The 13,394-nt window shown below is 41.8% G+C and carries 14 protein-coding genes; 6 read left to right on the top strand and 8 right to left on the bottom strand.

The genetic code is table 11. From position 1 onward, the window contains the following. Nucleotides 1-19: 19 nt before the first annotated feature. The 7 genes from BFS30_RS07075 to BFS30_RS07045 are packed head-to-tail and all read right to left on the bottom strand — an operon-like array spanning nt 20 to nt 6,896. Entirely contained in the window at nt 20-808 is a 789-nt protein-coding gene (locus tag BFS30_RS07075; protein ID WP_069378645.1) for a DUF4292 domain-containing protein, read from the bottom strand. Next, nucleotides 786-2,483: a tetratricopeptide repeat protein gene (locus tag BFS30_RS07070; protein ID WP_069378644.1), complete on the bottom strand. Its 1,698-nt coding sequence runs from the start codon at nt 2,481-2,483 to the stop codon at nt 786-788. Before BFS30_RS07070 ends, BFS30_RS07075 begins: the two co-directional genes overlap by 23 nt. 13 nt (nt 2,484-2,496) lie before the next feature. Beyond that, nucleotides 2,497-2,928, bottom strand: a complete 432-nt coding sequence (gene dut / locus BFS30_RS07065) for a dUTP diphosphatase (protein ID WP_069378643.1) — start codon at nt 2,926-2,928, stop codon at nt 2,497-2,499. Between the two features lie 26 nt (nt 2,929-2,954). Further along, nucleotides 2,955-4,439 (bottom strand): polysaccharide biosynthesis C-terminal domain-containing protein, encoded by a 1,485-nt coding sequence (locus BFS30_RS07060; protein ID WP_083251981.1) that lies wholly within the window; start codon nt 4,437-4,439, stop codon nt 2,955-2,957. Nucleotides 4,440-4,442: 3 nt separating this feature from the next. Next, nucleotides 4,443-4,715 (bottom strand): acylphosphatase, encoded by a 273-nt coding sequence (locus BFS30_RS07055; protein ID WP_069378642.1) that lies wholly within the window; start codon nt 4,713-4,715, stop codon nt 4,443-4,445. Nucleotides 4,716-4,740: 25 nt separating this feature from the next. Next, nucleotides 4,741-5,688 (bottom strand): NAD(P)H-dependent flavin oxidoreductase, encoded by a 948-nt coding sequence (locus BFS30_RS07050; RefSeq protein ID WP_069378641.1) that lies wholly within the window; start codon nt 5,686-5,688, stop codon nt 4,741-4,743. A gap of 5 nt (nt 5,689-5,693) precedes the next feature. Next, nucleotides 5,694-6,896, bottom strand: a complete 1,203-nt coding sequence (locus BFS30_RS07045; protein ID WP_069378640.1) for an amidohydrolase family protein — start codon at nt 6,894-6,896, stop codon at nt 5,694-5,696. Nucleotides 6,897-7,029: 133 nt separating this feature from the next. On the opposite strand from BFS30_RS07045, the gene BFS30_RS07040 reads away from it, so the two are divergent. After that, complete coding sequence (locus tag BFS30_RS07040) at nt 7,030-7,719, top strand: helix-turn-helix transcriptional regulator (RefSeq protein ID WP_069378639.1); 690 nt, start codon at nt 7,030-7,032, stop codon at nt 7,717-7,719. A 7-nt stretch (nt 7,720-7,726) separates the two neighbouring features. Here the strand turns inward: BFS30_RS07040 and BFS30_RS07035 are convergent, their stop codons facing one another. Then, nucleotides 7,727-8,548, bottom strand: a complete 822-nt coding sequence (locus BFS30_RS07035; protein ID WP_069378638.1) for a DUF6266 family protein — start codon at nt 8,546-8,548, stop codon at nt 7,727-7,729. A gap of 425 nt (nt 8,549-8,973) precedes the next feature. Between BFS30_RS07035 and BFS30_RS07030 the strand changes: the two genes are divergently transcribed. From BFS30_RS07030 to BFS30_RS07010, 5 genes are all read left to right on the top strand, one after another. Further along, complete coding sequence (locus BFS30_RS07030) at nt 8,974-9,471, top strand: DinB family protein (protein ID WP_069378637.1); 498 nt, start codon at nt 8,974-8,976, stop codon at nt 9,469-9,471. Nucleotides 9,472-9,555: 84 nt separating this feature from the next. After that, nucleotides 9,556-10,593, top strand: a complete 1,038-nt coding sequence (gene rluF / locus BFS30_RS07025) for a 23S rRNA pseudouridine(2604) synthase RluF (RefSeq protein ID WP_069378636.1) — start codon at nt 9,556-9,558, stop codon at nt 10,591-10,593. A 99-nt stretch (nt 10,594-10,692) separates the two neighbouring features. Further along, complete coding sequence (gene rlmN / locus BFS30_RS07020; RefSeq protein WP_069378635.1) at nt 10,693-11,745, top strand: 23S rRNA (adenine(2503)-C(2))-methyltransferase RlmN; 1,053 nt, start codon at nt 10,693-10,695, stop codon at nt 11,743-11,745. A gap of 42 nt (nt 11,746-11,787) precedes the next feature. Beyond that, a complete protein-coding gene (locus BFS30_RS07015; RefSeq protein WP_069378634.1) occupies nt 11,788-12,486 on the top strand; it encodes a ComF family protein in 699 nt (232 codons plus the stop codon). 355 nt (nt 12,487-12,841) lie between these two features. Beyond that, complete coding sequence (locus tag BFS30_RS07010) at nt 12,842-13,393, top strand: AAA family ATPase (RefSeq protein ID WP_069378633.1); 552 nt, start codon at nt 12,842-12,844, stop codon at nt 13,391-13,393. Nucleotide 13,394 lies beyond the last annotated feature (1 nt).

Raw genomic sequence — 13,394 nt, 5'->3', positions numbered from 1 at the left:
GTCAAAAGTATGAAAAAAATCAGTTTAATACTTCATACTTACCTGGAACATTAAACGGAAATTCTACCGGAACATTGCTTTCTACTTTTGAAAAATCCAGATCCAGATTAATCTTCTGCGTACCCGCCATCGAATTGATACTTAAACTGGTAGGAAATAAGGTGCCGTTCATATTTTGATAATCACCGTAAACCACCTTTAGCGCCTTCCAGGATTTCAGATCGTTCAGATTGCTCTCTGAAACCTTCAGTAAGGTATTGAATAGAACCCGGTAACCAAGCTCTGCCTGCTCCCCCTGTAATACCCAGACCCCGTTCTCAAGCTGCAGGGCTGAACTTTCAGTCATAAGTTCCGGAATGGTATTTCCGGATAAAATCGCCTGAAGCATTTTAAAGGATACCTGTTTATTCGAAAAGCGGTGCACATAGCTAAATGGTTTTTTCAGGTATACACTCTGCAGCTTGTTCATCACTTTAATACTGTCCGGCGTAATGAGTGCCCTGGCCCCTTCAATTCCCATTAAGCCCGTAACACTCACCCAGATCCCCTCATCTTTCCTGATGCGGATATTCATACTTACGTTGTTGGAAACACCATTGATCTCCAGCCGGGCTTTCCCCTTTAAGGATAAAGTTGTAAAAGCCACATCTTTTTGCTGCAACAACTGTAGTGTTTCTGCCTTTTTACGGTCCACCACAACAGAATCCGAAACCGGAGGGACCACCACCACTTTCTTCTTTGTCTTACAGGCCATTGTGAATGCCAGCAAAGTCAGCAGCAAGACTTTATTTAATATATTTCTTTTCATTGATCTTTCGGTTTAAATTTTCGGAGTCATTTCCCGCTTCCTTCGCTTTTTGCCATTGGATCAATGCCAGTTCTTTTTCTCCTTTTAAGAATAAAATGTCACCATAATGCTCCAGATACAAGCCATTCTTTGAGCCCTCATTTTGTAAAGCCCGCTCTGCCCATACCCTGGCCTGGTCGTATTTTTCCAGTTTCAGCAGAACCAGTGCATAAGTATCCGCAACAGATTGGTTTTCCGGCATTGCAGCAGCAGCTTTCGCAACTAATGATTCTGCTTTGGCAAGATGCTGATTCCTTAATGCCAGATAAAAAGCATAGTTATTTAACAACAGGTAGTTTGTTGGAGCCAGCGCTACAGCTTTATCAAAAGCAGCATTGGCTTCAGAAAATTTTTGCTCATCAATTAAGATTTCACCCTGCAACCCCAGGATCAGTGCCTGAAGGTCTTTATTTTCTCCATCCAGCTGTAAGGCAGTTTTGATATTGCCCATAGCAGCTCCGTTTTGATTGTCGCGATGCAAAGCAAAAGCAGTATAATAGTAAAGAATGGCTTGATTGGGATAAATGTTCAGTGCAGCGTCTCCGGTTTTTACAGCTTCTTTATATAAACCCAGACTGGTTTGAATATGAAGCACCTGCTCCCAGACCGTATACAAATCCTCTGTACTTTTCAGGACCAGCTGATACTGGGTTAAAGCCTCAGAGAGGTTTCCCTGTTGATATAAAACATCTCCGTATAAGGCCAGAGACTTTGGATCAGATGGATGAGATTGCACCATGATTTTCGCCAGCTCTACCGCTTCCTGGGCCCTCAGCTTATTTCTGCCCGCTCCTCCTGCAAGCATCATTATAATTTTCATCTTCCGTTCTGCCGGCATCTCCGGGTTGGCAAAAGCAGTTCTTAATGACAAGCCTGCAGCTGTGCTGTTTTTTGAGTTCCGGTAATAATCGGCGAGGGCCAGATCTACTTCGTAATTTCCCGGCTCTACCGTCTTCGCCCGCTGCAACAAGGGCAAAGCAGTTTCATGCTGCCCTTTTTCCATCAATGACTCACTCATTTCGAGCAGTCCTTTCACATCATTCTGTCCCTCAGCAATGATTTTATCGACTTCCTCTTTGGTTGCCGTTTTGCCCGTTCCAAGTGTAATTCTTTGCCTGGCCTGAGTCAGCGCCTTTGAAGGACCGAATTTTTGCTCCAGAAGGTCATAACCTTTTAAGGCCTCCTCCGTCTTTCCCATCAGGAGATAGGCATTGGACTTATCGAAATAATAAGCATCATTTTCCGGCGACAGGCGGATCATCTGCGTAAAGACGGTCACCAGACCTTCCATATTCCCTTTACGTTTATACAACTCGGCCAGTAATTTCCAGTACCAAAGGTTATTTGCATCCAGTGCAACGGATTTCTTAATCGAAATTTCTGCTTCCTCCAGCTTATTCTGCCGGTAGTTGAGGTTTGCAATTTCATAATGCACAGCGGCATTATTCGGGTCTATGGTTAATATCTTGCTGAAGCTCTCCCCGGCCTTACTATAATTTTCATTCAGCTTTTCCCGAAGGCCGGCGAAGAACAGGTTTTTTACTGCATTACTATCCAATACCGGATTTACGGGCTGTTGTGCTACAGCTGATAAACCTGCAAAAAGTAATGACAGTAAAAGAGACCCTTGCTTCATTTTTTTTTAAATTTTATTTTCCGGTGTGTCCGTATCCGCCTGCACCACGTACCGTGTCACTTAATTCTTCTACCGTTTCCCATGAAATTGTTTCATGTTTAGCGATGACCATTTGTGCAATCCTGTCTCCATTATTGACTACAAAGTCGGTATCAGAAAGGTTCACCAACAATACCTTAATCTCTCCACGGTAATCCGCATCAATCGTTCCGGGAGAATTCACAATACTGATGCCATGTTTATAGGCCAATCCGCTACGTGGTCGGATCTGAGCTTCATAACCTACCGGCAATTCAATATGTAAACCTGTTGGAATCAAAACACGCTGTAAAGGTTTAATAGTGATTTCAGTTTCTGTGAAGGCACGCATATCCATACCAGCTGCATGAGCAGTTTCATATTGGGGTAAAGCATGTCCGGAATTGTTAATGATATTAATCTTCATTGTTGTATATATTGTTGTTAATCTTTTTATTTCTTAAGTAAAATCGCTTTCAGCTCGTTCTTTTCAAGGTAAGCAATACCTCCTATGAAAACGAGAAGCATGGCATTTCCGATATAAATATTTCTGTTAAACACCCAGAAAGATAAAATCACCAGGACAACTGAGATCAGCAGGTAGCTGATTATTCTTTTCAGGTTATAGGGTATCGGGTAATATTTCTGCCCCAAAACATAGGAAATCACCATCATTACCGCATAAGCCAGCATAGACACCCATGCAGAACCCATATAGCTGAATCTGGGAATGAGTACAAAGTTCAGCGCAATGGTAATCAGCGCGCCGATGACGGAGATATACAGCCCAAAACGGGTCTGATCCGACAGCCGGTACCAGATGGAAAGGTTCATATAAATTCCCAGACAAACATAACCAAACAACAAAAAAGGAACTGCCGGAAGACCGACCCAGTATTCCTCTTTACGGATAAAATATTTCAGGATTTCGATATTGGCGACCAGGCCAACAAACATAATGGCCAATGCAATTACAAAATAATGTAGAATGGCAGCATAAGTCTTTTTCGCATTCGCATTCTTTGCATGACTAAAGAAGAAAGGCTCCGCACCCAGCCGGAAAGCCGTAATAAAAATGCTGATAAATACAGCAATCTTACAAACGGCTCCATACACCCCGACTTCATGATCCGCAATTTTCTCTGGCAATAGCCAGCTCAGGACCACCTTATCCAGATTTTCATTGACGATAAAAGAAAGGTTTGCTACCAGAATCGGCCAGGAATAAGAAAACATTTTTCCGAACAATTCTTTGTCAAATTTCAGCTGAATCTTTAAGAACTGAGGCAATAACATCAGAAAAGTCAGAACACTTGCCGCAAGGTTTGCTATAAATATATACCCAAGCCAGCTTCCGCGAAACCAGGAATTCAACCATTCTGACAAAGGCCATTGATGCTTGATGATAAAAGGAATAGCATAAATGAACATGAGGTTCAGCCCCACAAAACATCCAATGTTCAAAAACTTAATCAGACTATATTTAAAGGCTTTATTATCTGCCCTTAGTCTGGCAAACGGGATCACACATATCGCATCCGTAAACAAGATCCACAGGAAGTACTGAACATATTTTCTATAGTCGTCCAGTTTTTTAGGATCATCTGTCAGGTAATGGGTAATTACATTGGAAAAAACCAGACCAGTGATCAGGAACAAAACGGAAATAAAAGCAACACACAAAAAGGAGTTGTTGTAAACTTCCTGTTTTCTGTCTTCATGTTTGTTCAGATACCTGAAATAGGTACTCTCCATTCCAAAGGCCAATACCGCATTAATCATCGAGGCATAAGCAAAGAGGGTCGTCATGATCCCATAAGTACCCGCCGCAAATTTGCCCGTGTAGATTGGGGTCAGGATAAAACTAAACAGCCTGGAAAATACGGTACTTAAACCATAAATTGCCGTCTGGCCGAGGAACTTTTTAATTACAGACACGCGCTACTTTTTGATGATTTCAAAATTACGATAGTTTTTCAGTTCCCCTGAAGTCACTTCAACATTTTCAATCTTTGCCCTGTCCGGACCTTCATGGCACCATTCCTGAAAAACTTCCAGTGAAGTATCATCACCTTCCGCTTCCATGTACACACTGCCATCTTTTTCATTTTTTATCATCCCGCGCACCCCCATCTGGTCTGCAATAGCTTTTGTTGTTGCCCTGAAGGACACCCCCTGCACTTTTCCGGTAACTCTTATCTTAATATGTTTCATTTATAATTCGAATATTATTTTTTGTCTAAAATTCCAGCGTATTGATCCGCTCTTTCTCCGTTAAAAACTCCTCCCAGATCTCCCGGAGGATTATTGCAGCCGGCTTAATCCCATTTAACATAGCAGACACCTGCCCGATCTCCAGCTCCCCTTCTTCTAAATTTCCTTCAAACATACCTAATTTCGCGCGGGCACGTCCCAAAAGCTGTTTCAATGTTTCCGCATCAGCCCCTTCAGCCTCTGCTGCCGCAATGGTTTCGTCAAAGGTATTCTTCAGCAATCTGACCGGAACTAATTTTTTCATTCTCAACTTTGTGTCTCCCTCTCCGGAAGCTATGATCCTGTTTTTGAAATCCGGATGAGCAGAGGATTCTTCTGCAACAGCAAACGCTGATCCGATCTGCACCCCCTCAGCACCCAAAGCAAAAGCAGCAAGTACTGCTTTGCCACTTCCGATTCCGCCGGCAGCAATCACAGGAATTTTCACCTGCTCCCTTACCATAGGAATCAAACACATGGTCGTAGTTTCTTCTCTTCCATTATGCCCTCCCGCTTCGAAACCTTCTGCAACAATCGCATCAACGCCGCTCGCTTCCGCTTTCAGGGCAAATTTTGTATTGGCAATAACATGAACGACCGTAATCCCTTTTTCTTTCAAAAATCCAGTCCAGCTGGCTGGATTTCCGGCAGAACTAAATACAATTTTCACTCCTTCCTCCACAATGATGTTCATGATTTCTTCCACATTAGGATAAAGCAAAGGAACATTCACCGCAAAGGGTTTTGAAGTAGCGTTTTTGCATTTACGAATATGAGTTTTCAACACTTCCGGATACATAGATCCTGCACCAATAATTCCTAATCCACCGGCATTTGATACCGCAGCAGCTAATTTCCAGCCGCTGCACCAAATCATTCCTGCCTGAATAACAGGGTATTGTATATTAAATAAAGTTGTAATTCGGTTCGACATATCAACTAAGCTATTCTTTTAATTTTGCCACTTATCAGGATATCCACATAGTTATCCACATCATTACTAACACTGTTCTCCACAATTTCCAGAAGAACAATACCAGGTGTTTTTCCCACAGCTAAACTACCAAAACGATCTTCAATTCCTAAAAACGCTGCACCATTCCAGGTAGCCCATTTCAGAAGCTCCTCAAAAGGGATTTTAAAATGATCCTGCAGGGTTTTCATTTCTTCAATGATACTCAGCTGATCATTACTGGCCAGACTGTCTGTACCAAGGGTAATTTTCAGCTTTGCCCTCAAAAAGGAATCCAGTTGCGGTAATTTATTTTCTATATACAGGTTTGCGTTCGGACATAAACACCAATATAATGATGGGTGCTGATCTACCGCAAAATCAATATCCGACTGACTGGTAAAAGTGTTATGAACCAGTAAGGTTTTTTGTTTCGTGGAAAGCCTGGGCAAATAAGAGGGCAAGGAAGGTTTACCGGTAGCTTCAAAAAAATCGATGTTCAGTCCCAGGAACTCATAAAGCTTTAAAAAACTGCCTGTTTTGTGTTCAAAAAAAACATTTTCATCCGGGGTTTCCTGGTTATGAATACTCATTAGGTCACTGTTCTTTTCTCCTTCCAACCGGATTTGATGAAACAATTCATCCGACACAGAATAAGGAGCATGCGGAACAATAGAACTGGATAAAGGTTTAAATGCATTCTTCAATTCAATCGCTGCTGCGATAATATCTATTGCCTTTGATGGGTTGAAGCCCATTGCTTCGATAAAAGTATGGTAATAAATTCCGCTGATTTCCTTTACTGATCTGGAGATGAGCTTATTTGAAATATCTCCTACCGCGACAATCCCGTTTTCATACATCTTCCGGTCGGCCTCTTCCATTGCATCAATCACCTCGGCTTCTTCCGCCTGTCTTTGACGGATCACCTGTTCTACAAATCCGGGAAGCCCGGTATGTCTGTCGATCTTACCTTTCAGATGAGAAAGTTCCAGATGGCAATGGGTGTTAATGAATCCGGGGACTAATACACCCTGATAATATTTAATTCCGGTAATTCCTTTTGATTCCGCTTCCTCAGCAGTCAGAATTTCTTTAATTAAGCCGTTAGCATCAATGCCAATCACCCCGTCTTTTAAAGGTGGAGCAGATACCGGATAAATATAAGATGCAGAAATGTAGGAAACCATATGCACAAAGAAAAGACATTTCTACCTAAATTCAGATATTGATTTCGCAGGTAACTTATGCAAAGCAGATTAATTCTGGGCCTCATGAATCTAAAAAGTTCTGTAACTTTATCAGCCTTTAACAAAAAACCTCATGAACCGTATAGACAGACTTTTTGGTATCCTGCTTTTACTACAAACCAAGAAACACGTAACAGCAGACCAGATCTCAGATCGCTTTGAGATCAGTGTCCGCACTGTTTATCGCGACATAAAAGCACTGGCTGAGCAAGGGATTCCAATCAGTTTTGAACAACCCAAAGGTTATTATATTGTACAAGGTTATTTTCTTCCTCCGGTTTCTTTTAACTCAGAAGAAGCAAATGCCTTGCTGATCATGGAAAGGCTGGTCGCAGGTTTTGCGGATAAATCTATCCTCAACCACTATACCAATGCCTTAAATAAAGTCAAGGCCGTCCTGAGAAATTCTCAAAAGGAAAAGCTGGAATTCCTCAACAACAATATTAAACTACAGCTGCCGCAATCAATCAACAACGAGTTTGAATACCTTTCCCTATTACAAAATGCCATATCCGCACAGTGTATCATTGAAATAGAGTACAATAATCAGAGCAAAGAACCCAGTAAACGAGAGGTCGAAGCCATAGGACTGATATTCTACGCTTTCAACTGGCATTTAATAGGTTGGTGTCATTTGCGAAAGGAATATCGGGATTTCAGGGTGTCCAGAATTGTGAAGGTACGCCAAACTGATCTTCCTTTCCGAAAAACAGAACACATGCCTTTAAGCGAATACATGAAAGTCCTTCCGGTAAACTATTGAAATCTATTTAGCCGGGCTTCCCGGGAAGATTTTCCAGTTTATCCTTCAACACCTCGTATTCCTTTTCCAGACTCCGGAACGCTTTGCTATCGACTCGTTGTCCAAAATTATCCTTCAATTGCTGTAAATAATCAGCCGACACCACATCAAAACGCTGTTTGAGAAGCTGATACTTTTTATTTTGCTCCAGCTTTTCCGGGCTCTTCATCTCCCCATTCAGGTTCCCAACGTAAGCACTGTTGGAAATGGCCTTGCCATCCGCTGCCCTAAAGCAGATGTAAGCTTCTATTGGTTCGTCAAGGTAATCTTCACCCAAACCGATAAAATAGGATCCGGCATCTCTGCGACCTGCATTGATACAGGAAGTGGCCCTTTTTTTCAAAGGATGACATAGCAGGATCATTACGATATCATCATCGCTACCTGCAGCATCCCAGCTCAGCAACACGCCTTTTTCTTTCTTTTCTATTTTCAGGTCAACAGCACAAGGTAGGCTGCCATTACTCAGGATCACCTTACTGTAATCTACCGAAATGTTAGGATATTCCCCTTTTAAAGCCAGTTTTTTGATATAAGAAGTGGCCAGATTGTGGGCATTTCTGACTGTTCCTTTTGCTTCCAGTTCAAAACTGACACTAGTAAAATCAGTGATGCCGCTTACCAGACCCATCGTCACCGACATTGCCTGACGGTTGGCCAGTTGATTTCTGCTGGGTTTACCCGGATCGCCAATGGTACGGACAACAGGCTGTCCGTTGAGCATGTAAAAAACCAGGTTTCGTAATTTTCCGTTTAAGGCCCCCAAAGGGCCATTTGAGGCTTTTGCCATATTGAATAGATTAAATGTTTAGTAATAAAAGTTAATAACATTATTAACAACAATACCAATATAGCTAATAAATTTTGTTAAAACTAATAAACACACTATAGCAAGTGGCTAATTACCGGTAATTTACAATTAATTTTCACCTGACAACAATATAGGCTGATAGGGTTGCCAGGCCCTATTGGGCCCTGGCAACCTCCCTTTAAAAAAGTCGTAAAATAGTAGCAGGTGGAGGCTTGTTACCGTCTTATTCTAAACAAGGGTACTGCTGCATAAGGACTTCTCTTCCAGTTATAGAAGAACAGCCCCATTAGCAGCCATATCAAGACCTCCAATAAATTTAAATCAGGGTAAAAAAACAGACTGCCATAGGGTTGACAGTTGCCCCTCTTTTCTTTGTGTTACACATTTAAACAAAACACAAGATTATGGATATGATTAAAACATTTTTAAAAGAACTGGAAGAAGAAGCAAAAACTACCCGTAAAATGCTGGCAATTGTCCCGACAGACAAATTCGATTGGCAGCCGCATCCAAAAAGCATGACCGTAAAGGTGCTGGCAACACATATTGCAGAGCTGCCAACCTGGGTTACCCTTGCCGTAACTACTGAAGAGCTTGATTTCGCTGCAACGCCATACGAGCCAAAAGACATGAAGAATAACGAAGAATTAATGGCTTTTTTTGAAGCATCTCTCGAAGATGGCAGGTCCCACCTCTTAAAAGCAAATGAAGAATTATTGTCAGGAGAATGGACTTTGAGAAATGGAGAACAAATTTATGCCAGGTTCTCAAAGGCAGAGCTTGTTCGCCATACTTTTTCGCAAATTATCCACCATAGGGCACAACTAGGTGTGTTTCTTCGCCTACTGGATATTCCTATCCCAGCCTCTTATGGCTCCAGTGCTGATGACATTAATTTTTAGAATCACCAGCTTTAAAATATTTTGATAGCATATATGGGTATAAATTCGGTTCTTTGTAAACTGAAATAATTTATACCCATATCTATGTCTGATTCTACTACCCGATTAAATAAATACATTAGTGAGAGCGGTCTGTGCTCCAGAAGAGCTGCAGACAGATATATAGAACAAGGAAATGTATTTATCAATGGCAAGAAAGCCAAGGTAGGCGACAAAGTATTTTTTGGAGACATCGTGACCGTTAATGGTCAGACTATAGAACCAAAAGAAGTAGATCAGTCTATCCTGATTGCTTATAATAAACCTGTCGGCATCACCAGTACTACTGAAGCCGGGGTAAAAAGCAATATGGTAGATCACGTAAACCATAGTGAGCGTGTTTTTCCTATCGGTCGTCTGGACAAAGATTCTCAGGGACTGATTTTCCTGACCAATAACGGGGATCTGGTAAATAAAATCCTTCGTGCAGGAAACAACCATGAAAAGGAATACGTCGTTACGGTAAATAAACCTTTAACCGAGCAGTTCATTACAGGCATGGCAAAGGGTGTACCGGTACTGGGTGTAATGACCAAGAAATGTAAAGTAACTAAAGAAAGTACTTTTGTTTTCAAGATCATCCTTATTCAGGGCTTGAACCGACAAATCCGAAGAATGTGTGAATATTTTGGATTTGAAGTGACCAAACTGGAACGTACCAGGATCATGAATATTGGTCTGAAGGGAATTCCTGTAGGAGAATGGAGAGAACTGACCCCTGAAGAACAAACCGGAATTTATAACCTGGTGGCAAAATCCAGCTCTTTAGCTGCTGCATCTTCCCCGAAGAAAACCACTAAAAAACCATTAGAAGAATTCCAGGAAAAACCTGTATCCAGAAAAGCTGCTTCAGGCAGGCCTTCCCGCGGACCAAGAGCAGGAGGATCAGGAGAAGCTTCGTCAGGACCCAGAAATGCATCTTCAGGAAAACCAAGATCAGAACAAAAATCAGGAGCTCCATACCGTGGTTCTGCTGCTGCCAGTAACGACTGGAATAAAACCAACGGACCAAGTAAAAGACCGGTAAGACCTTCTAAAGGTAAACCCGGAGTTCCCGGAAAAAGCAGAGGGCCAAAGCGTTAACATAATTTCACCGTCATAATCCGACGGAAACCCCATAATATTAAGCCAGCAAAATCAATTTTGTCTGGCTTATTCTTTTTTTAGGTAACTTTGCAGCAAATGCTTACGACTACAAAAAAAACAGACATCCGTTCATTGGATCTTCCTCAGCTGCAACAACATTTTACAGCCATGCAGGAACCTTCTTACCGTGCCAAACAGGTTTATCAATGGCTATGGGAGAAATCAGCACGTACTTTTGAGGAGATGAGTAACCTTTCTAAAGACCTTAGAAAAAAACTCAGCGAGAATTATGCAATCAATGTAGTCGAAGTCAACAACTCCCAATTCAGCAACGACCACACCATTAAGAATACCTTCAAATTATACGATGGCAATATCGTTGAGGGGGTTTTAATCCCTATGGACGAACGTATGACTGCTTGTGTAAGCTCTCAGGTGGGATGTAGCTTAACCTGCAAATTCTGTGCTACAGGTTATATGGACCGTAAGCGAAACCTGAATGCGGATGAAATTTATGATCAGGTGGTACTGATTGATCAGCAGGCTAAGAAAAACTACAATGCCCCTTTAACAAATATCGTGTACATGGGAATGGGCGAACCCTTGCTCAATTACGCCAACGTCTTAAAATCTATTGACCGCATCACGGCTCCGGATGGCTTGAACATGTCGTACAAGCGAATTACCGTATCGACAGCCGGAATTGCTAAAATGATTAAAAAACTGGGTGATGACGGGGTTAAATTTAATCTGGCCATCTCTCTTCACGCCGCAAACGATAAAAAGAGGAATGAAATCATGCCCATCAATGAGCAAAACTCATTAAAGGCATTGGAAGAAGCATTAAAGTATTATTTCTCCAAAACAAAGAATCCCGTAACCTACGAATATATTGTCTTTAATCATTTTAATGATGAGATTGAAGATGCCATGGAATTGGCCAAATTTTGCAAACATGTGCCTTGTAAAGTGAACCTGATCGAATATAACCCGATCCAGTTTGCAGATTTCGTCAATGCTGAAGGAGATAAGATCGATGCCTTTTCAAATTACCTGAAAGGTCAGGGAGTGACTACAAACATCAGAAGAAGCAGAGGTAAAGATATCGATGCGGCCTGTGGACAGCTTGCCGTTAAAGAACAAAACTAAGTTTTTTCAACCAGGGAATGGCTGATTCTTATAGATTAGCCCATGTTCCTATCCAGAAACAGTCTCGACGATCTATTCAGTTTATTGTTTCCAAACCTTTGTTGTGGATGCGGGACCTCACTTTTTACAGGCGAGGCTCATCTTTGTAGCCGCTGTGTATACCACCTTCCCTATACTGATCATCACCTGCATGATGCAAATAAAGTAGCCCGCCAGTTCTGGGGCCGGATCCCTTGTCATGCTGCCATGGCTATGCTGTTCTTCAAAAAAGGAGGCAATGTCCAGCAGATCATTCACCATTTAAAATACTCCCATAAACCAGAGCTTGGACTGAAGTTGGGAGAATTACTTGGCGAAAGGCTGGCTACTGCCCCCTCCTATCAACAGCTCGACCTTCTGGTCCCTGTACCGCTCCATAAAAAAAGAGAAAGGCAGCGTGGCTATAACCAAAGTGCCTGTATCGCAGAAGGAATTTCCCGGATCCTAAAAGTTCCCATGAGCAAATTCCAACTTATACGGAATATTCCAACGGACAGTCAGACTAAAAAAGGAAGATACCTCCGCTTTGAGAATATGTTAAAAGCTTTTGAAGTCAAAGATGAAAGCCAATTGAAAGGTAAACACATTTTGTTGGTAGATGACGTACTCACTACAGGAGCAACACTTGAGGCCTGCGGATTGGAGTTATTGAAATGTGGCATCCAAAAACTCAGTATCGCCACACTGGCTTTTGTCGGATAAAAAAATCAGTCCGGATATAACATTCTGCTGATAAGCTCGTTTATATAATTGAGAGCGTTAATTTAGATGGTAAGGGCTGATATTTTCTACACAGGAATATCGGCCCTTTACTTTTTATCTACCCCCAATCCCCGGCCTGTATTTCAATTTATTTTATATAAATTTTGACAAGTGATTTTTTTTTCTTTACTTTGTCCCTGAGAGCGTTAATTTAAGGGTCGATAGCTTCACACTCGTGAAATATCGGCCCTTTATCTTTTTCATACGAATCTGCTTTCTATCCACCTCAACCTTATTTTCACCCTAATTATCCTGGCATTTCAACAGGGATATTCTTTATTCGGCTTACATTTTAATGAAAACAGTAAACAGAAACAATTTTTTTGTCGTTACCGGTGGCCCTGGCATGGGCAAAACTTCCCTTCTGGAAGAAATGAAAAGACGCGGGTACTACTGCATAGAGGAAACAGGCAGACAAGTCATCCAGGATCAAATCAGGGTAAAAGGTGAAGCATTACCATGGAAATCGCCGCTGCTATTCGCAGAACTCCTGTTTAAGCAAGATCTGGATAATTTCATGAATTGCAAGGAACAACAACAGCCTGTTCTTTTTGACCGGGGAATTCCCGATGTGATGGGTTACCTGAAGCTCAATAACATCCGGCTCCTTCCCCATATGATCCAAAATGCAGATCAGCTACGCTATAACCCGCTGGTATTGATCACTCCACCATGGGAAGAGATTTACATCAACGATACCGAAAGAAAACAATCCTTTACCGAAGCAGTGGACACCTATAAAATGATGGCTGACATTTACACCAGACTGGATTACCAGCTTTTGGAAATCCCCAGAATCTCCGTAAAAGACAGGGCTGACTTTATGATTAAAGCAATCGGCTTTTAAT

Source organism: Pedobacter steynii (genome assembly GCF_001721645.1).
GTDB classification, from domain to species: Bacteria; Bacteroidota; Bacteroidia; order Sphingobacteriales; family Sphingobacteriaceae; genus Pedobacter; species Pedobacter steynii_A.
This window is presented reverse-complemented; position numbering and strand designations above follow the sequence as displayed.